This window comes from Marinilactibacillus kalidii (assembly GCF_017599325.1).
Classification (GTDB): Bacteria; Bacillota; Bacilli; order Lactobacillales; family Carnobacteriaceae_A; genus Marinilactibacillus; species Marinilactibacillus kalidii.
Genome location: NZ_JAGFVM010000035.1, coordinates 1 through 20,508 on the forward strand (window position 1 = coordinate 1; position 20,508 = coordinate 20,508).

At 39.2% G+C, this 20,508-nt stretch carries 18 protein-coding genes; 7 read left to right on the top strand and 11 right to left on the bottom strand.

Annotated features, from left to right (window positions below):
• From J5J05_RS08660 to J5J05_RS08675, 4 genes are all read right to left on the bottom strand, one after another.
• A partial coding sequence (locus J5J05_RS08660; RefSeq protein ID WP_208559039.1) for an ISL3 family transposase occupies positions 1 to 833 on the bottom strand: 833 nt, incomplete at its 3' end.
• A gap of 159 nt (positions 834 to 992) precedes the next feature.
• Positions 993 to 2,195, bottom strand: a complete 1,203-nt coding sequence (locus J5J05_RS08665) for an NAD(P)/FAD-dependent oxidoreductase (RefSeq protein WP_208560288.1) — start codon at positions 2,193 to 2,195, stop codon at positions 993 to 995.
• Positions 2,196 to 2,228: 33 nt separating this feature from the next.
• Positions 2,229 to 3,029 (bottom strand): SDR family NAD(P)-dependent oxidoreductase, encoded by an 801-nt coding sequence (locus J5J05_RS08670; RefSeq protein ID WP_208560289.1) that lies wholly within the window; start codon positions 3,027 to 3,029, stop codon positions 2,229 to 2,231.
• Between the two features lie 172 nt (positions 3,030 to 3,201).
• Positions 3,202 to 3,705, bottom strand: a complete 504-nt coding sequence (locus tag J5J05_RS08675; protein WP_208560290.1) for a hypothetical protein — start codon at positions 3,703 to 3,705, stop codon at positions 3,202 to 3,204.
• Positions 3,706 to 3,917: 212 nt separating this feature from the next.
• Between J5J05_RS08675 and J5J05_RS08680 the strand changes: the two genes are divergently transcribed.
• Positions 3,918 to 4,433 carry a cupin domain-containing protein gene (locus tag J5J05_RS08680; RefSeq protein ID WP_208560291.1) on the top strand — a complete coding sequence of 172 codons (516 nt, stop codon included), beginning with the start codon at positions 3,918 to 3,920 and terminating at the stop codon, positions 4,431 to 4,433.
• Positions 4,434 to 4,514: 81 nt separating this feature from the next.
• Here the strand turns inward: J5J05_RS08680 and J5J05_RS08685 are convergent, their stop codons facing one another.
• The 4 genes from J5J05_RS08685 to J5J05_RS08700 all read right to left on the bottom strand — a co-directional run bounded on the left by J5J05_RS08685 (position 4,515) and on the right by J5J05_RS08700 (position 9,922).
• The gene (locus J5J05_RS08685; protein ID WP_208560292.1) at positions 4,515 to 5,657 is read right to left on the bottom strand and encodes a M20 family metallopeptidase; all 1,143 of its coding nucleotides are present in this window, start codon (positions 5,655 to 5,657) and stop codon (positions 4,515 to 4,517) included.
• 262 nt (positions 5,658 to 5,919) lie between these two features.
• Positions 5,920 to 6,942, bottom strand: coding sequence for a hypothetical protein (locus tag J5J05_RS08690; RefSeq protein WP_208560293.1), 1,023 nt, complete (start codon positions 6,940 to 6,942; stop codon positions 5,920 to 5,922).
• 82 nt (positions 6,943 to 7,024) lie between these two features.
• Positions 7,025 to 9,034 carry a type I pullulanase gene (gene pulA, locus J5J05_RS08695; RefSeq protein ID WP_208560294.1) on the bottom strand — a complete coding sequence of 670 codons (2,010 nt, stop codon included), beginning with the start codon at positions 9,032 to 9,034 and terminating at the stop codon, positions 7,025 to 7,027.
• A 228-nt stretch (positions 9,035 to 9,262) separates the two neighbouring features.
• Positions 9,263 to 9,922, bottom strand: coding sequence for a metal-dependent transcriptional regulator (locus J5J05_RS08700; RefSeq protein ID WP_208560295.1), 660 nt, complete (start codon positions 9,920 to 9,922; stop codon positions 9,263 to 9,265).
• 306 nt (positions 9,923 to 10,228) lie between these two features.
• Between J5J05_RS08700 and J5J05_RS08705 the strand changes: the two genes are divergently transcribed.
• The 4 genes from J5J05_RS08705 to J5J05_RS08720 are packed head-to-tail and all read left to right on the top strand — an operon-like array spanning position 10,229 to position 13,797.
• Entirely contained in the window at positions 10,229 to 11,185 is a 957-nt protein-coding gene (locus J5J05_RS08705) for a metal ABC transporter solute-binding protein, Zn/Mn family (protein ID WP_208560296.1), read from the top strand.
• A gap of 22 nt (positions 11,186 to 11,207) precedes the next feature.
• Positions 11,208 to 11,963 (top strand): metal ABC transporter ATP-binding protein, encoded by a 756-nt coding sequence (locus tag J5J05_RS08710; RefSeq protein WP_208560297.1) that lies wholly within the window; start codon positions 11,208 to 11,210, stop codon positions 11,961 to 11,963.
• Positions 11,963 to 12,892, top strand: coding sequence for a metal ABC transporter permease (locus J5J05_RS08715; protein WP_208560298.1), 930 nt, complete (start codon positions 11,963 to 11,965; stop codon positions 12,890 to 12,892). The genes J5J05_RS08710 and J5J05_RS08715 overlap by 1 nt, the downstream gene beginning before the upstream one ends.
• Entirely contained in the window at positions 12,889 to 13,797 is a 909-nt protein-coding gene (locus tag J5J05_RS08720) for a metal ABC transporter permease (protein ID WP_208560299.1), read from the top strand. Before J5J05_RS08715 ends, J5J05_RS08720 begins: the two co-directional genes overlap by 4 nt.
• A 60-nt stretch (positions 13,798 to 13,857) precedes the next feature.
• Here the strand turns inward: J5J05_RS08720 and J5J05_RS08725 are convergent, their stop codons facing one another.
• The 3 genes from J5J05_RS08725 to J5J05_RS08735 all read right to left on the bottom strand — a co-directional run bounded on the left by J5J05_RS08725 (position 13,858) and on the right by J5J05_RS08735 (position 18,569).
• Positions 13,858 to 14,826, bottom strand: a complete 969-nt coding sequence (locus tag J5J05_RS08725; protein WP_208560300.1) for a LacI family DNA-binding transcriptional regulator — start codon at positions 14,824 to 14,826, stop codon at positions 13,858 to 13,860.
• A gap of 89 nt (positions 14,827 to 14,915) precedes the next feature.
• Entirely contained in the window at positions 14,916 to 16,976 is a 2,061-nt protein-coding gene (gene ppk1 / locus J5J05_RS08730) for a polyphosphate kinase 1 (RefSeq protein ID WP_208560301.1), read from the bottom strand.
• A gap of 33 nt (positions 16,977 to 17,009) precedes the next feature.
• Positions 17,010 to 18,569 carry a Ppx/GppA family phosphatase gene (locus tag J5J05_RS08735; RefSeq protein WP_208560302.1) on the bottom strand — a complete coding sequence of 520 codons (1,560 nt, stop codon included), beginning with the start codon at positions 18,567 to 18,569 and terminating at the stop codon, positions 17,010 to 17,012.
• A 318-nt stretch (positions 18,570 to 18,887) separates the two neighbouring features.
• On the opposite strand from J5J05_RS08735, the gene J5J05_RS08740 reads away from it, so the two are divergent.
• Together J5J05_RS08740 and J5J05_RS08745 are read left to right on the top strand one after the other, a co-directional pair.
• Positions 18,888 to 20,030 carry a 3D domain-containing protein gene (locus J5J05_RS08740; RefSeq protein ID WP_208560303.1) on the top strand — a complete coding sequence of 381 codons (1,143 nt, stop codon included), beginning with the start codon at positions 18,888 to 18,890 and terminating at the stop codon, positions 20,028 to 20,030.
• Positions 20,031 to 20,242: 212 nt separating this feature from the next.
• Complete coding sequence (locus J5J05_RS08745) at positions 20,243 to 20,494, top strand: hypothetical protein (RefSeq protein WP_208560304.1); 252 nt, start codon at positions 20,243 to 20,245, stop codon at positions 20,492 to 20,494.
• The last annotated feature ends 14 nt before the right edge of the window (positions 20,495 to 20,508 follow it).

The following is a 20,508-nucleotide window of genomic DNA, read 5'->3' on the forward strand; positions in this document are numbered from 1 at the left end:
ATTCCTTTAGACGGATAGCTAGAATGGTTGTATTGTTTCATGATTTTTACTCTGATTCTATTTAAAGATCGATTAATCAACTGGGTGATGTGAAAGCGATCAATAATGATTTTTGCATTTGGAAAAAGCTCTCTTATAAAGTACTCATAAGCTGCGTTCATATCAATCACGATGAGTTTTACCTGCTCTCTCACTTTTAGCGGATACTTTTGAAAGTGAAGTTTGAGATAAGCTTTTCTTCTATCAGGAAGGATATCGATCACCTCATGTGTATCGCCATCGGCGTAAATGAAGCTCATCGAACCTTTCACATTTTTGACTGATTTGAATTCATCGAAAAGCAAACAAGGCGGTAAAGATTGGAAGTCAGGGTAATAGACTTGGGCGAATGTGCTAATCACTCGCTTAACGGTGGAAGGTGATACCGTATGTTCTTCTGCTATATACTTCATAGAAAGATCTTCTCTTGATTGAAAGCCGATGTGTTGCTTTACTTTCTTAGAAATAAAACAATGTTCTTCGACTTCTGAGGAATGAGCAGAGAAGGTCTGTGTACAAGACTTACAATAGAAACGTTGTTTCTTTAGATAAAGGCGCGTTGGATACCCAGCCACCTTATTCCAGACCATTTTAGTTAGCTTGGTTCCGTACTTAATAATGTTATAATCGGCGTTTTTAACACCGCACTTAGGACAATAGCCTGGTGTATAAGTGATTGTCCCACTGACAATATTGGTTAAAGTTCCTTTTAGGGTTTGACGATCGATCTGAGTCAATGTGATCGATTCATCTTGGATATGAAGCAATTTTTTGATATCATTAGATTCAAGCAAGCGAGATTCCTCCTATAGATTTGGTGTGGTAACTATAGTCTATCAGAGAATCTCGCTTGTTTCATTTTACATAAAAATAGTGTTGGCGAATTCTCACCAACACCAAATATTATAGAACCAAAAGGTGCCGGCAAGTAGCCGACACCTTTTTGCATTCAATTATGAACCTTCTTGATCACGAATAGCCCCTTTAAGGGACTCAGATGATGCTGGTGGATTATCAATCAGTTCGCGTACTTTATCAAGGTCTGGTTCTACATTCCATGTTAAAATACCGACTGGTTTATCTTCTTTAAGATAGTAAACAACTTTTCCACCATCAACTTCATCAATGAGTAAATCTAAGGATAAATCAAGTGTACCGATCGCTTTCCATGAGATATCAAAAATCATAGAATAGAAGTAAGGGGTGTGTTCATAAGGCTGATTTAAGCCAGCCATGATTTTACCCACTGCGGTTCCAGATTTTCTAGCATGGTCAACGTGTTCGATACGCTGTCTTCCAAGAATAGGGTCTGGATAAGAAGCAATATCTCCCGCTGCATAAATATCTGGGTCTGAAGTACGTAGATATTCATCCACCACGACACCGTCATCTAAGTCTAATCCAGCTTGTTCTGCCAAATCTAGAACAGGAGAGACACCTAAACCAAGAATGATGGCATCTGCTTCTACCCTTTGACCATTATTAAGATGTAGGACGAGGGTGTCGCCATCTTTTGTATATTTATCTGCACGTGTTTCATTGATCATTTTGATACCATGATCGACATAAGTTTGCTCATACTCCCGAGCGATTTCTTCAGGGAACCGATTATCTCCAAGAATACTTTGAGGATAAATAAGTGTGACCTTTGTATCATTTAGGGCAAGATTCGCTGCAAGTTCAGTTCCAATATAACTACCGCCAACGATGGCGATATGTTGGTTGTCTCCTGATAGGCTTCTTAATTTAGTGTAGTCTTCAAATGATCTAAATGCGAAGACATTGTCATCTTTAGGTCCATCAATCATTTGAGGCTTACCACCTGTTACAAGTAATAATTTTTTATACTTGATCACATCGTTTTTATTTGTCGTTACCGTATGGGCTTCTTTATCGACAGCTGTAACTTCTGTTTCCAGCATTAAGTTTGCTTGATGGTCTTCACTCACATTATAGAAGATTTGATCAGTGGTAAATGAATCATCCGTCCAAAGTTTTTTAGAAAGGGCGGGTCTCTCATAAGGTCTATCTGAATCAGCAGAAATGACACCGATTGTACCTGCTTTATCCGACTCACGGATACCGGCTACAGCATTTCCCGCTGCAATACCGCCTCCGACGATTAGATAATCAAAATAAGTTTGTTCGTTTTCCATAAATGAAGTTCGCTCCTTATTTGTTATTTAAATTTAGTTGATTGTTGCTACAGAACCACCGTCAACGCGGTAATTTGCACCATTTACAAACGATGCTCTATCTGAGCAAAGGAAAGAAATGACCGCTGCCACTTCGTCGACTTGACCGCGACGTTTCAGTTCTAAATGGGGACGTTCCTCATCTAAGAACGATTCGACAGCTTCGTCAAATGAAACATCCATTTTCTTAGCACGTTTTTCCATCATTTCATCTGTCATGGGTGTTTCAATAAAAGCAGGAGATACTACGTTAATGAGTAAACCTTCTTTTGCGTAAGAACGAGATAAACCTTTTGCAAATGATAAGACACCAGCTTTTGCAGCATCATAAGGCAACTCGTCTTGATAGGGTTGAACGGCATTTTCCGAAGCAAGGTAGACAACACGACCCCATCCACCATTTCTCAAATCGGGTAAGAATTCTCTTGTAATACGGACAGGTCCAAGTAAATCGACTTCAATCGTTTCGACCCAACCAGCGTCGTCAATATCATGAAACATACCTTGAGCACCTGAAGTACCTGCATTTTGCACGAGAATATCAATTTCTCCGACTGTTTCTTTTGTATAGTCATGTAAATCTTTAAGACTATCCACGTCAGTGATATCGGCTGTTTTACCGTAAACAGTTCCCAGTGATTTCAATTCTTCCATCGTTTCATTCAAGTTATCTTCTTTACGGTCGGTTAAAATAACCGTTGCACCTTCTGACAATAATTGTTTTGCGGTTGCTTTTCCAATTCCAGAATCGGATCCTGTAATGAGTGCGATTTTACCTTTGATGCCTAAATCCATCGTTTATGCCTCCTATTATGATTTTTACATATTAAAGTTAAATAGTACTTGTTACCTTTCAGATTACTATTTAAAAGCAAAAACTGCAATTAATCAGCTCACAACGAATGAGTCTACTCGCACAAAAAAAGCAGCTCGCTCTATCATTGAGCGTAGCTGCTTATTAGACTTTTTAAGTGAATTGAATGTAGATATCGATACCACAAGGTTCTTCTTGTTCAATAACGGCTTCTTTAACCCGATCATACTCTTTATAATAACCGCCTGTAACGTATGCATAGGCAGTTAACATTGAATCATCGTAATATTCTGAGATTTTACGGCTGATTGAGCTGGGTAATGTACCAATAGAGATTCCTTCAACAGAAACAGCATACGTTTCACCTTGAGGAACTAAGTTAACGTTGACAGTCGTAATCGCATCATATTTATAGACACGCTTAGACAAAGGCGTGAAATCTGCGTCAGTTTTTCCCGTATAAAAGTTTTTAAAGGGATCTTCTTTGACCATTTTATCAACAATCATTTGGATAACCTCTTGGCTACTAGTAATATGATCCGCAGGGATTTTTGTTTCAAATTTAATTTTAAGACACTTTTTTTCTTGTGGTGTATCTGTTTTAGAGGGTGATACTGCTTTTTTAGATTTAGTTTTAAAGCGATCAAATAGTTTCATGATTTTACCTTTCTAATATGTTGCAGTTTGAGTGGTTTCGGACGAGATGACCATGATCTATACAATATAAGCATACTTAATGTCAATTATTTTGTCAAATGATACTAAGCTGATTTATAAAAATATTAATAAGTTGATAAGGTAAGGTGAGAAAGTTGAAATGCCAATCGATAAATGTCAGAATTGGGAAAAGTATTGAAGGAGGGACAAATATGATTGAACAGATATTGTTAGAGGAAAGTTATCCATATCCTAATAATGTATTGCCGGCGATGCTTTATCCTGACGCATTTAAGAACATCGTAGAGGAACACCATGCTGCCGAACAGGTAATAGAGAGATTGGCACGTTATCAATATACAAATGCGTGGGTCAATGGTATTTTTGACTATCATCATTTCCATTCTAATGCGGATGAAGTACTAGTTTGTTTAGCGGGAGAAGCTTCCGTGCAGCTTGGTGGTCCGAGTGGGAAAAAGGTATCGTTCACCCAAGGCGATGTTCTATTGTTACCGCCAGGCATGGCTCACAAACGGCTTAAAGCATCAAAAGATTTTAGTATCGTAGGTGCTTATCCTAATGGGCAATCGTTTAATACGTACAAAAAAAGTGATGTAAAATCAAAAGAGTTATTTGGAAAAATAAAAGAAGAAATTAGTCATGTTGCGATTCCTCCATTAGACCCAGTTCAAGGAGATAAAGGTGCTATTCATACTTACTGGAAATAAAAAAAGTCTTCTCATAAATCCAACATACCTCACGCATTAAGGAGCGAGGTATGTTGGGTTAGAGAAGGCTTTTTTAAGTAATTAAACAGTAGGTACTGAATAGAGTGCTTTAAGTGTTTGAATCAATAATTCGCCTTTTGTCTCAAGCGTAGAATAAACTAAAAATTCATCTGCCTGATGAGCATTTCCACCAATTGGACCGAGGCCATCAATCGTGGGAATACCAAGATTCCCTGTGAAATTACCGTCAGAACCACCCCCACTATAGACAGGTGTTAATGACATGCCTAGTTTTTCACCTTCTTTACGAATCAATTCAAAGAGTCGCATAGAAGCAGCATCTGCCTGCCAAGCAGGACGGGTAATCCCACCTGTTAAGGTGAGCTCGGTTCCTGGTACATCTGAATAATCAAGAATTTCTCTGACAAGTCGATCTACTTCAATGCCTTGTTCTTGTGTTTCAAAACGAATATCGATTTTTGCTTCTGCATTTGGTGCAATAGTGTTCGGGGATGTTCCGCCTGTTATGACACCAACATTTACATTGATTCCTGGACGATCGTTTAATGCATGCAACTTGACGATTTTATGCCCGAGTTCTCCAACGGCACTAATGCCCTTTTCAGGTGCTGCTCCCGCGTGTGATGACTTACCTTTGATTGATAAGTAAAATTTGCCGCCACCCTTACGACTTGTCGTTAGTTCTGTCCCTCTAGCAGGTTCGATGATCAAAACAGCTTTGGACTGCTTTCCGTATTGTTCAATATATTTTCTAGAAGTAATCGAGCCAATCTCTTCGTCAGCGTTAAGCAGAAGCGCCACTTTTTTGTATGCGGGATGTTGCTCTTCAATGAGTGATTTCATTGCGTATAGAGCTTGAACGTGGCTCGTTTTCATATCAAAAATTCCCGGCCCTTTTGCAATACCGTCTTCTGTTAGAGTGAAGGGTCTGTTAGCGACTGTACCAACGGGAAAGACAGTGTCCATATGAGCAATGATCAATATATCTGGTTCATTAGCTTCTTTATGAGTAATATACAAGTGATCGCCGTGTTGTGCTTCTGGTAGTGTGACAACATCGAATCCAAGTGCCGCATACTGATTTTTCAATAAATGACCTACAGCATCACAGCCTTCTTTGTAAAAAGAACCACTGTCTTGATTAATCATTTCTTCAAGTAAGTTCAGTATCTCTCGTTTTTCTCTAGTAAAAATCGAATCCATGTCATTCATCCTCTAATTTGGTTTTCATTTTTTAAGCATAAGTTCATAAATGATAGTTTACCTTTTCCATATAGAGGATGCAACATCTTGATTGAGGAGAAGGCTAACAAGAAAAAGAGGCTGGGACATAAGTCTCTGATTAACCTTTTTTCATAAAATCGGACAATTAGAAAACCCGTCAAATCAAGGATTAGAAATCCTGAATTTGACGGGTTTCTTCTGTTTGACTAGTTTTGTCCCAGCCTCATGTTTTCGATGACTTTTAAAAGTCTAAATCATCATTTTCTGTTTGTGATTTATAGGATTCATCTGGTTTAGCAGCTTCTCGGTCTTTTTTCAAGACACGTAACCACCAGGTAAATAGAAGACCGACAAGTACGACACCACCAAAGATCATAGAGATGGTTATCCAAGGACTTCTCGTAACGGTCATCATTCGGTCAGCAGTTTCTTGGAAGCTTTGGGCAAAAAACACCTCTTCCTCGATGTCGTCAAAGTAATAACGATCGAGGTAATCGTAAAAGATATCTTGCGCTTCTCTGTCCATCACACTTCGCGCTTGAGCCCCGATTTCGGTTCCAACGTAATAGTAATCGTCTAGTTCGAAAGTATCGCTCTCAAAAAACAGAACCAACATGTGAGCTTCATCGTCAAAGAGTTCATCGTATAAATTACTTTTAAATGCTTCTAGTTCCTCAAGGCTCGGATTCGCGTTTCCGTCGATCTCTTCTGTGATATATAAATAGGGTTGAATGCCAGTTTTTTCGTAGTAATAACGCATGCCATTTTCCAATGTTGTTGCATTACCGATCCAATTTGCATTATCTGTGTAGTAGGCAGTTTCGTTTACTGCACCAGCTTCTAGTGGCGTACGTTCTCTGGAAGAAGACTGAATCGTGCGATTAGTTGAGTTCATCTGGTTATTGCTAGTGTTCCCAAACATTCCGACACCACCAATCAAGTTCATCAAAATGATAAAAAAGAGAAAAGGCCCTAAACAGCCCAAGAGTCCACAACCGCCGCCACCAAAACCGCCACCGTAGTTTCTTCTACGTCCCCAGCCAAAGCCACGTCCATAACCCCAACCGCCGCCGTAACCATAGCCTCTATTATATCCGCCACCGCCAAAGCCACCACCAAAATTACCGTTGGAGCGACCACTGCTGCCACCGGATGCACCGCGACGACCACCGCCTGATCCACCTAAGCGACTGGAACCGCCACGACTACCACCAAATGAGCTTCCACCTGAGCGACCGCCACCGCCGCCACCTCTTCTACCCATAATAGTTTCCCTCCTTTTTTTGTGCCCTCATGGTTTTAGCTTACCACAACCTATAATAGGCCAACATCGATCTTTAGTAGGATTATTCTGCTACCAAGATGAGGACTTCCATTGGGTTGATCAACAGCTCCTGACCAACTTGAACACCTAAACTTTCCGTACCAGCACTGTGTCTATTGGCAATAATTGTCCATTCTTCCGGTAAAGGAAGAGACGAGTGAAGCTGAATCGTTTCAGAAGTCCAACTCGTATTCATGATCACAGCCATTTGAGTCCATCTAGGATTTTCCTCTAGCGTATTCGGTATGGTATAAGCAATCAAATTTTCTCTTAAGTCTGTGAAATAGATTTTTTCAGCAGTTTTGTTGGTTTTATCTCGCAGTGGGGCATAGGCTTTTCTGATTTGAATCATGCCTTTATAATAATCAACGACATCTTTGTTTTGCTCCACTAGCGACCAATCGATCTGGTTTGTTTCAATCGGAGAATTAAAACTATTTTCATCGCCGAATTTTGTTCGACCAAATTCCTCTCCAGCTTGCATGAAAATACCCCCTTGGGCTGTAAAGAGGAGTGCTGCATTCAATTTATTTAATTGAATGATTTCTTCGTGACGATCAAAGTTGTCATCCTCTCTTAACGTGCGAACAAGTTTATCGTATAAAGGAAGATTATCATGTGCCGAAGCATAATTGATGACTTGTGAGGGGTTTCTAGCCCAATCCTTTCCTTCAGGTAGAGAGAAATCTCCAACGACAGTCTGGGTATTGGCAAGTAAGCTGCCAATCAAATCACCATTCATATAAGCACTATCCTCAAAACCGTTTGCGCCTTGTAAAAAACCACCTTTATGCTCGTCAAAAACCGGACCTTTAATGGCATCACGAAACTCATCATTAAATATCGCTATACCATCAGCTAACTCTTGGATATGAAACTTATCCGCCGGCATGTTTGGCTCATAAATCGCTACGCTGCCTGCGTTCCAAGGCTCACCATAAAGTATGATGTCTGCCATTCCTGCATCATTGAAAGCTTGGCGAATGTAATTCATAGTATGGACATCGTGCAGTCCCATCAAATCAAATCTAAAGCCGTCTAGGTGATATTCCTTAGCCCAGTAAATCAAGGAGTCGATCATATATTTCCGCATCATTTTTCTTTCGCTGGCAGTTTCATTACCACAGCCTGATCCATTGGTGATCATGCCGTGCTCATCTTGACGATAGTAATAATCAGGAACTGTTGATTGGAAACAAGACGCTTCATAGGTGAAGGTGTGATTATAAACAACATCTAATACGACACCAATATTTTCTTCGTGAAGACTTTGGACGAGTTGCTTGAATTCTTTGATCCTAGAAACAGGGTTACTGGGATCCATGGCATATTTGCCTTCGGGTACCATATAATTTTTGGGATCATATCCCCAGTTATATTGATCGCCTAACTCGTCGTTGTCGAAATCAAAAGCTGGAAGTAAATGGACAAAATTGATGCCTAATGATTTAAGGTAATTTACACCTGTAGGAATTTCAGAATCAGGTGAATCATTCAAATAAGTATGGGTTTCAGTGAATGCCAAATACTTACCGCGATAATCTTCGGAAAATCCGCCAGTTTCACTACTAGAAAAATCTTCTACATGAACTTCCCAAATCAGTGCCTCTGTTATGGCGGTTTGTCTAACCGATTCATCTGACTCCCAGCCAGTTGGGTTTGTGCTTGATAAATCAACAATAGCAGAACGGTGTCCGTTTAAACCGACTGCCTTACTATAGATATCTTGCGTTTCGGTGACATGATCTTCACCATGATGAAAAGTATAGGTATAAAATAGACCAGCAAGATCTTTATCTACAGTTACAGTCCAAATCTTTCCTGCCTCCGTTAGGGAAATTTGTTCAATCAGTGTGTCTTCGTCGTTAAGACCCGTGCGATATAGATTAAGTGTGACGGATTCGGCAAGGGGAGACCAAACGTTAAAGGTGGACTGAGTTGGTGAGTAGGTTAAGCCTAAGTCGTTGCCATCATAAGCTTGCTGTTCTAGGTAAGTGATTTTTTGGTGAACCGTATCAAACTGTTTTTTCATAGTGATTCCTCCGACTAATTAAATTGGTCGTTATCTACTTACTTGTTGATAACGATTCTTTGCACACTAAAATAAAGTACATAGGGTGTGCCTCAATATAACTATAGCAATCTTAAAAAGGAAAAGCTTGTGAAACCATTCCTTCGTAATAGATATAATGAGTTTAAAAAAGGTGAAAAAGGAAAAGAAAAAAAGCGATTGATCACTGATCAATCGCTTAATGAAGCATTATGGTTCGATAAGTTCTTTGACAAATATCTTGAAGGCGGCTTTATGGCTAATGATTGTTTCAATGCCATCAACTGTTTGAAGCGTCAAAGGACCCTCGTAAGGTTCAATATCTTTTAAAACATATTCGTTACCTAATTGCACTTTTTTATGAAGCAAATATTCTAAAAATTCTTGCTGATCATTGACTTCTTTAATAATGAAATGAGTACCGATACGAAGTTCAACTAAAGGGATATGATTCATTTTTTCAATAGTACCATCTTTATTAGGAATGACACCGCCATGTGGATCAAATTGCGGCTGATCTAGAAAAAGATCTAACCGTTCAATTAATGCATCCGAAGAGACATGCTCTAGTAAATCTGCATCTGCATGGACTTCGTTCCAATCATAGCCCAACTTTTCAGATAAAAAGACTTCCCAGAGTCTGTGTTTTCGAATCAATTTATTTGCGATTTTCAAGCCTGTATCGGTTAAGCGAACGCCTTGATAAGGGGTATGGGTCAATAAGCCTTCTTTCAATAAACGACCGTTCATTTCAGTTACTGAGGCTGCAGAAACCGATAGCGCTTGAACAAGACTTTTATTTGTAACGACATCACGTTCCCCACCTAGTTCATAGATAGCTTTGATGTAATCTTCTTTATTTGGTGTCATGGATGTTACTCCTTATACTAACTTTATTTAACGCGAGTGATCACTTTTTAGAGAGTGATCTATTTATCGATGGGTCTTCCGCTAATCAATGGCTTTCATTTTAAACTGACAAGCGAACAGTTTACATTCGGTTATAGGGTTATTATAACGCATGAATCAATTGACAGCCAAACCAATTTCTAAAATCTTTTGAGAATTCTCATTTGGGTAAGTTTAAAAAAAGTACCTAGTTGACTGTAAAAGATTTTTAGGTTATGCTAAAAAATATAAGATAAGTATAGTTCAAATAAAGAAAGAGTGCAAATGATGAAGAGAAAATGGATAGGGTTTACAATACTGATGAGTATTTTGATGCTCGCCGCGTGTTCAAATGAAACGGCGACAACCCCAGAAGGTGATGAACCAATAAATGTCGTTGCTACGACGACCATGATTGCAGATCTCGTTGAAAATATTGGTGGAGAGTATGTAGCGGTAACAGGACTAATGGGTCCCGGAATTGATCCACATACCTACCAACCATCTGCTTCTGATGTATATACAATGGACGAAGCAGATATGATTGTTTATAACGGTTTACATCTTGAATCGCAATTTATAGAAATGTTCGAACAATTTGAATCTAGGGGTGTGCCAACCACTGTTATTGCAGATGGTATGCCAAGTAGTGCTTATAAGACAGTAGGTGGGGAAGGTAGTACAGAGTATGATCCGCATATCTGGTTTAGCGTCAATAATTGGATCAATGCCTCCGAATATGTAGCTGAACAGCTTGCAGAGTATGATCCGGAACATGCTGATGATTATGAAGCGAATGCACAAGCATATATAGAAGAATTATCGGCGCTAGCTGACTACATTGAAACGCGCATAGAAGAAGTTCCAGAATCCTCTCGTTATTTAGTAACTGCACATGATGCATTTCAGTATTTCGGAGAAGAATTCAACTTTGAAGTGGTCGGTTTGCAAGGTGTGAATACACAGACCGAAGCTGGAACTGGTGATATTAGTGGACTAGCAGACTTCATAGCGAATCAGAAAATCAGCGCAGTCTTTGTCGAAAGTTCTGTTTCTTCTAGAAATATAGAGGCACTGATCGAAGCGGTGAACAGTCGTGGACAGGAACTCAGCAATGCTGGAGAGCTTTATTCCGATGCGCTTGGAGATGAAGCACACGATACCGAGACTTATATTAAAATGTACCGATCAAATATCGATACGATCGTAGATGCTCTAAACGGTTCACAAGATAACAAACATTAAAAGGACGAAAGAAGGATATAAAATGCCACAACAGACGGCAATTGAAATCGATCAGCTAACGGTCGCATATGATGCAAAACCTGTATTATGGAACACATCACTGTCGTTCAGGGCAGGTAAACTAACAGCAATCGTCGGCCCTAATGGTGCTGGTAAATCAACACTAATCAAAACGATGCTGGATTTCATCAAACCGGTTACGGGAGAAATCCAATATACGGTCAGAGGACAAAGCGCTACTTATAAAGAAGTGAAAAATCATATCGCTTATGTTCCTCAAAATAGTTCAGTGGACTGGGACTTTCCGGCTACAGTCTTGGATGTCGTATTGATGGGAAGATATGGCAAACTGGGATGGTTTAAGCGTACCGGTAAAAAAGATAGAGCTATAGCGAAAGATATGTTGAATAAAGTCGGTATGCCTTCCTTTGCAAATCGTCAAATCAGCCAACTTTCTGGTGGACAGCGTCAACGTGTCTTTCTAGCACGTGCACTTGCACAAGAAGCAGATATCTATATGCTAGACGAACCGCTAGCAGGTGTTGATATCAAAACAGAAGGTATCATTATGGATCTGCTGAGAGAACTGACGAGACAAAATAAAACAGTTATCGTTGTGCACCATGATTTACAGACAGTGGAAGAGTATTTTGATGATGTTGTCTTTATTAATCAAGAAGCCTTGAGTAGTGGACCGATAGCACAAGTCTTTACGAAAGAAAATATTGATGAAACGTATAGACAAGACCGGAACTTGGGAGAAGGAGAGGACGCATAATGTGGAATCAAATTCTGACATTGTTCAGTGACTACACCTTTCAAATCGTTGCACTGGGAACCGGATTTTTAGGATTGTTGAGTGGGGTTATCGGGACTTTTGCAACGCTCAAGAAAGAAAGTCTTTTGGGGGATGCTTTGAGTCACTCTGCTTTGCCGGGTATCGGCATTGGCTTTCTACTTGTTCAAAGTAAAGAATTAATCGTGCTGCTCGCGGGGGCAGCCATATCAGGATTGATTGCGACCGGTCTGATCCATCTGATGAGTAGAAAGACATCAATCAAATTTGATAATGCTTTATCACTGATTTTATCTAGTTTCTTTGGATTGGGGCTCGTGATCATGACGCATATCCAAGGTAGCTCAAATGCGCAACAAGCAGGTCTGGATAGTTTTATTTTTGGGCAAGCGAGTGCTATGCTGATTCGTGATGTGCGGTTAATTGCAATCGTAGCGGTCATTATCTTGTTGCTTGTTTGTCTATTCTGGAAAGAATTTAAGTTATTTACGTTTGATCCAGATTTTGGTAGAACATTGGGTTTTTCTGAGAGAGTAGTGGCGTTGACCATGTCTACGATGATCGTATTAACGATTATTTTGGGACTGGAATCGGTTGGGGTTATTTTAGTGAGTGCGTTACTGATTGGTCCAGCAGTTGCGGCTAGGCAGTGGTCAAACCGTTTAAGTGTTGTCGTGATCATGGCGGGTGTGATTGGATTCATCTCGGGTATCTCTGGTACGCTAATCAGTTCTATTGGTACAAGAATTCCGACAGGTCCTTCGATTGTTGTCGTGTTGAGTGGATTTGTTTTGATCAGTTTATTCTTTTCTCCTAAAAGAGGGATTATTGCGAAACAATCAGCCTACCGGAAACAGAAAAAAAGTATCGAACAACAGCTTCAAGTTTTGAAAGAAGGTCAGGGTAAATGAGTATTATAACGGAGATTACATTGATAGCGGTCGTCGTTTCGATTGCTTGTGCATTGCCCGGCGTTTTTTTAGTATTAAGGGGAACAACAATGGTATCTGATGCCATAACGCATACAGTATTACTGGGCATTGTGATTGCTTTTTTCGTGACACGAGACTTGAATTCTCCTTTGCTTCTAGTCGGTGCTACGCTGACGGGTGTGTTTACGGTCTGGGCAATCGAGGCTTTGCAGCGCACCAAATTACTTGGTGATGATGCGGCGATCGGTGTCGTCTTTCCTTTGTTTTTTAGTGTTGCAATTATTTTGATCACACGCTATACAGGAGATATCCATTTAGATCAGGATACCGTTTTGATGGGGGAATTAGCTTTTGCCCCGTTTAGAAGATTGACGATTTTTGGTGTAGATGTTGGTGCCCGAGCGTTTGTGACAATGCTGGTGATACTCTTTATCAACGCTGGATTTATTGGACTATTTTATAAAGAATTAAAAGTAACCACATTCGATGCAGCTTTTGCGGCAGCTATTGGATTTTCACCGGCACTGATCTATTATGGACTGATGACCTTGGTTTCGTTAACGGCAGTCGGTGCCTACGACTCGGTTGGTTCCATCCTAGTTGTCGGGTTTATGGTTGGTCCAGGACTGACAGCTTATCTGTTGACACATGAGTTAAAGAAAATGATTGGACTTGCTGTGCTATTTGCCAGTATCAATAGTATTATCGGTGTCAGACTAGCTTTTGCCTTAGACAGTTCAATTGCAGGCATGATTGCTGTAGTCACAGGTACCGTCTGTCTGATTGCTTTCCTCTTTTCACCCAAAAAAGGATTGATCAAAAATACATTGACTAGAAGAAGAGAACGAGAAGCCTTCGATCGTAAAATCAATGAAATAAACTAAAAAAAGTAAGCGGTAGGCATCAAGTATCATCACTTGATGTCTACCGCTTTTTATTCACGCTCAAGTCGTTTGACGTTCAATCAATTTAAACGATAACGGATAAAGTGGAGCCGTTTCATCATTAAGTTGATTCAACAGTAATCGGCAAGCATTTTTTCCTTGTTCGTCAATGGCGTAATCGATTGTTGTGATATTCATCAATGAGCTGATTTCTAAATTATCGAATCCAACGACAGCAACGTCTTTTGGTATTTCATATCCAAGCGTCTTTAACTTTGAGACCATGACAGCAGCAATTGTATCTGAATGTGCCACGATCGCGTCTGGTTTATCAGTTGTCTCATGGAACCAGTTGACGACCTTTTCTGCATCCTCAGTACGTAAAATACCAATAAAGGGTTTGGCAGGGTGCGGTGATAATTGATGTTTTTGACAGAAGTCTTCATACGCTTGAATGCGTCTTTTAGTATTTAAGCCATAAGAAGTGCTATAGACGTTTAATATATTTCGGTAACCTTTATCCCAGAGGTAATTGAGTGTCTTCATATAGCCATTGTAATGATCGATAAAAACTGAATGAATCGTTTCGGATTCAATATTATGCAACGTAACAACGGGACCGTAATGGGCATATTCTTCAAGAATGTCCCACTCATTCGCGCGATAGATGAGTAAAATACCATCAAGTTGTTTGGATTTTAACATATCAAAAGCTTCTAATTCTCTTTTGCGGTCTTGATTCGTGATAAAGAGGGTAGATGTATAACCAGACTCGTGTGCTAATTCAATAAAAGGATTGATTCTTGCAATAGCCGTATCATTGAATTGAGTGCTAATAATACCCAGATTTTTAGTCGCCCCTTTTCTTAAATATTGTGCATTACGATTAGGGGTGTATTTCAACGCTTTTACAGCTTGCTCCACTTTATTTCTTGTTTCTTCACTGACATACCCGCTAGCATTCATTACACGAGAAACCGTAGCAGAAGATACGTCGGCAAGTTTAGCAATATCTTTAATCGTCGTCAATCTGATTCCTCCTTCAGCACTACTAGTATAGCAGATTTTCTGAAGCAGTAGTAAGTGACCATAAAGAAGTTGGATAGATAAATAGTCGATTAAAAAATCTTCATAAGTTGCTGTTGAGAATTGACAGCTTTATCCTCTCCAGGTGTACGTTTAGTGTAATGCGCATTAGAATCAAGTACCCAAGCCTTAGTATTATCATACAAGTAAAGTTTCAAAATATTGATTACATGTTTTTTCCATTTCTGGTCTAATATCGGGAAGGCGAGCTCGATTCGCTTAGTTAGGTTTCTCGTCATCATGTCTGCAGAAGAGAGATAAACGATTTCTTCGCCATTATTGTTGAAGTAATAGACACGACTATGCTCTAAGAAGCGACCAACAATACTATGAACATGGATCTGTTCACTGACACCTTTGATTCCAGGTATTAAACAACAGATGCCTCTAATGATCAAATCGACGCGTACACCAGCACAGCTTGCCTCAAATAGCTTGGTGATCATTTTCTTATCGGTCAAAGAATTCATTTTTGCAATCACATGACCATTGCCATATTTTTTATGCAATAAAATTTCGTTCTCGATGCTATCGATAAAGGTGTCACGCATTTCGAAAGGTGAAACGTGCAAATACCGGTAATCTGCTTGATTGGAATAACCACTCAAATAATTGAAAAAGTCAGAAACATCCTGTGTAATAATAGGATTGGTTGTGATAATTCCCATATCTGTGTAAAGCTTAGCGGTTTGTTCATTGTAGTTGCCGGTCCCCAGATGGACATATCGTTTGAATCCGTGTTGATCTTTTTTGACGATCAACGTTGCTTTGCTATGGGTCTTCAGGTTTTTCATACCATAGATGATATGTGCCCCTGCTTCTTCAAGTTCTTTAGCCCAGTGTACATTGTTTGCTTCGTCGAAACGGGCTTTCAATTCGACAAGAACGGTAACTTGAATAGCTCGTTTAGCGGCAAGTTTTAGCGCTTCTATGAAAGGAGAATTACTACTCACGCGATAGAGTGTCTGTTTAATGGCAATCGTATTTGGATCTTCTACCGCATTTTTGACTAAATCAATGACTGGTTTAAAAGAATCAAAAGGATGGTGTAGGAAGAAATCTTGCTTCTCAGCCGTTTCCGCAATATGATTATTTTTTAAAATACTTGGATAATCTGGCGTAAATCGAGGAAAGACTTCACTTGGTAAAATTGGTTGAAAGGTTGAAGCGATAGTGCTCAAGCTTGTTAAGTCCAATGGCCCATTTAGTTCATAGACGTCTCTTTTAAATATATCGAGTTCTTTCATTAGATAAGTGAGGTCTTCTCTGAAATCGGCTGAGACTGAACGAACATCCACTTCAAGACGCACAACCATGCCTGCTTTTCTTCTTTCGAGATAATCCTCAATAACAGATAATAAATCTTCTGCACCATCTTCTTGAATCTCTAGGTCCGCGTTGCGTGTGATTCTGAAAGTGAAAGAATAGTCAACTTGATAGCCTAAAAATAGTTCATCCAAAAAATGAAAGAGTATATCTTCTGTAAAGAGAATGGTGTGACTATCCCCATTCGTCAATAGATGAAACCGTTCAATCAATGGTGGAACAGGTAGAATTGCAATCAAAGGTGAACCTTGTTTTTTGAGACGAACGAAAAGATGAATCACGCCGTCATTAAGATGGGGAAAGGGACGATAGGCATCTACCCCAAATGGCGTAATCGCAGGCTTGATATGCTGGTGGAAAATACGAGTTGCTTCTTCCAACTGGGCGGTTTCTAATTCTATTGGCAACCGGAACATAATGTTTTTTTCAGCCAGCTCAGCTTTTATTTGATCAAATAGACGATATTGTTCTGTAACTAATAGGCGGTTTTTTTGAGCAATTTCTTCAAGTTGCTTTTCAGGATCCCATTGTTTTTTTGAATCTGGCTCCAGAAAGCCGAGTTTGAGTTGGTCTTGAAGACCGGCGACTCGAATTTTGAAAAATTCATCAAGATTCGAACTGCCGATGGAAATAAACTTTAATTTTTCTAATAAAGGGTTAGTTGGATCATCAGCTTCCGCAAGTACACGGGCATTAAAATCCAACCAAGACAATTCTCTGTTTTGATAGTAAGGCGGATCGTGTAGATTTATTGACTGCTGCTGCATGCAATTCCCTCCGAATAAATGAATGAGTGGTTCTTATTGATCTGATTCGCTTTTAAAAGTGATGTGTACCGTGTCGCCCAGAACACGCTCCAAATGATTTTTATGTTTGTTTGCGCGATATTTTTCGGTAACAACGTCTCCGTTATAGGTAACGGTTAGTTCATATTTGTCTTCGATGTTCTTATCTTTGTTTTTAAATAATTGAATATCTTTGACCAGATTCACGTGAGAGTCATTTAGCGCTTCAGCAAATTTTATGATACTACCAAGATGTAACAGTGTCTCTTTTTCTTCTTCACTGAACCAGTCATCAACAGTTTTAATGTACTGATGAAAAAGCGATTTATTTTTGTAGCTGGCTAATAACGCTAGGCGAACACGATCTTGATGGTTGAATCCATGAAGATTACTATTTGAAATAATGTAAAAAGTATGTTGAGATTTTGAGTCGTCTTCAATATAACTACCAAGATAGTATAAGGAAGCTGCATAATGGACTAAAATCAAGTGCGCTTCGTCAACTGAGATGATTTCTTTATCTTTCAACAGGTTCAACAAGCGGTCTGACAAGAGAATTCGCTGATAAGCACCAATTGCACGAACATGATACCGTTTGGCCATGCGTTCGACTGTCTGGCGTTTAATGTCGTATAGCTCATAAGGTTGATTGTCTGTTCGATTGATATAATCGATAACGAGTCCTTCTCGCAGACCACGACTGCTGATTGCAAATTCAGTGGAGTCCATAAAATCGAATAGCTCCAAAAATACAAGTCCAGCTGGGATAATAATATCTTTACGGTCTTCATTTAAACCATCTAATTTTGATAACTGTTTCAAAGAAGTATCAGCGATCAGATCAAATGTTTCTTCTAATTCATTACCGGACATTGTATAGCCATGAATACCAGCTATCGGATAATCATGCTGGCGCTGGTGAACATCTGCAAGGTTTCGAGCAGAACCGCCAATACCAATCAGTGGAACATTAACGTCTGGTAGCCAATCTAATGTAGTAAACTGTTCCTTCACCCATTTACGTGCTTTTTCAATCGCTTTCTTATCATTATGATCTTTACCTTCAAAGAAATCTTTCTTTAAGCTGACGACGCCGAACGGGAAGCTGTGAGAGTCAACGACTTGTTTGTCTTTGAATAAAGTCAGTTCCGTACTACCGCCACCAATATCGATCGTTACGCCATCTCTGATATCCATGGTATGTCTAACTGCATAGTTGCCGTAAAACGCTTCCTCTTCTTCATTAAGGATTCTTAATGCTAGATCCGTTTTTGATTTCACTGTCTTTAAAATAGCTTTTGCATTTTTAGATCTTCTGATGGCAGCAGTTGCTACTGGAATCATGGTTTCGATGTGATATCGCTCTGCGATTTCTGTAAAGCTTTCAAGTGCTGCTACGAGGACATCGATTCCTTTTTTACTCATTGTGCTGTCCGTATCTAAATATTGGACAAGTCGTGCAGGCGTTTTAATATTCTGTAATTCTGTGATTGTCTGATTTTGATCTATTTCGAAAATAACGAGTCTGATCGTATTCGATCCTACGTCGATCAATCCGATTCTCTGATTTACCATGTAAGCGATCTCCTTGTCTTTCGATATACGTGCTTTCTTACTTATCATACCGAAAATAAGCTTAATTTGTCGAAAAAAACAGAATATATTACAAAAACATTACAAACGTGTAGAAATGTGTGCTGACAGCATCTTAAGTTACGAAAAATAAGAGAGACCAAGTGTTCTGTACCCGAAATAAGAAGGCTTTGTAATAAATTGTAAGATAATCGCAATGTTAAGTGAAAGATTTCTATGTATAATTGCAAAGCAAAGTGCAATTATACAATTTTTTTTAGCAGGATAAATTTATTTAGGAAAGGGTTGTTCTTACAAGCCATGAAGAAATGGATAACGGGGTTTGCTGTAATCGCTATGGGCATTACACAATTATTGACATCGCAACATGTTTCAGCAGATTCACTGGATAACATTCGTCAGCAACAAGAACAAAAGCAAGGCGATATTAGTTCACTACAAAGAGAAGTCGGTAAAGCATTGGAAGAGACGAGTGCTTTAAGCGAAAAGATTGAAGGATTGAATACGGAAATTGCTGAAAAGGAAGAAACGATTCAGTTAAAAGAAGTGGAAATCAGTGAACAAGAGGAGCTTGTTGAAGCAAGATTAGAACAAGCAGGTGAAAGATTACAAGCGCTTCAAAAAAGTGAAGCAACAAATAATATAGTAGTAGCTATTTTAGAAGCAGAGAGCATCACAGATCTCCTAAATCGTGCAATGGTAGTTATTCAGTTGACTGATGCTGGTAACCAACAGATTGAAGAAGCGCAAGTAGAAGTAGAGACATTAGCTGATATGCAAGAACAGCTAGTAACACAAAAAGAATCATTAAAGTCAGATCTTGAACTTGTTTCAGAACAAAAGTCGACTTACGATGGAAAAATTGCTGATTTAGAAAAGCTAGTTCAAACGAACAAAACCCAATTGACGCAATTACAAGACAAGGAAGCTGATGAAGTAGCGAAGATTGAAGCGGCACGTGAAGCAGCTCGTCAAGAGTCAATCAAAGAAGCGGAAGCACTCGCAGCTAAAGAAGCAAAAGAACAAGAAAGTGTGAAAGAAGAAGCAGTTGTTTCTACATCTTCTAGTGATTCAGAGGATAAAGTAGTCGCAGCAGAAGTAAAGGCTGAACCAGCTAAAACTGAAAAACCAGCTGAAGAAAAAGTTGAAAGCTTAAATGGTAAAACGATTCAAGTAAGTGCAACAGGTTACTCAACTAAGCAAGCGAATTTGAGTACACATACAGCTACTGGTATTGACTTAAGAGTCAATCCAAGAGTGATTGCAGTAGATCCTTCCGTTATTCCACTAGGCTCAACAGTAGAAATTCCTGGAAAAGGAACATACATCGCTGGAGATACAGGTAGCGCGATCAAAGGAAATAAAATCGATATTCACTTCTCAACAGTAGCAGAAGCCTATGCTTGGGGAAGAAAAAATATTACCATAAAAATCTTGAACTAATCAGGTTGAATATAAAAACGACTACACTAAAAGTAGTCGTTTTTTTGTTGCGTTGATTTAGTGGATAGAATTGACGAAGTCTTGACAACTACTAAAAGAGGAACTTATGCATGACTGCCTATACCTGACAAACGTTCCCATTTCTGCTAAAATAAAGGTATTGACTTAAATCATATTATAAATAAAAACACCACCTGAAAAGAGGAAATGACATGGCTTTAAACGAAATTGAATTTTATAAAGGTAAAGATGAAGAACGATTTTTACAAGAATGGGAAGCACAAAATGGCTCACTATCTGATGATGCCCAAGATAAGCTATATACGGAAATTGGTGATGAGATTGCTCGTCAATTAAAGACTGGGGAACACGAATTAGGTAAATTATTCGTATATAAAGGTGTGGAAGTTGGCAAGTCGGATTATAATCAATTTTATGAACTTTATTTATTTGACGAAAAATAACAGAATAATGAACA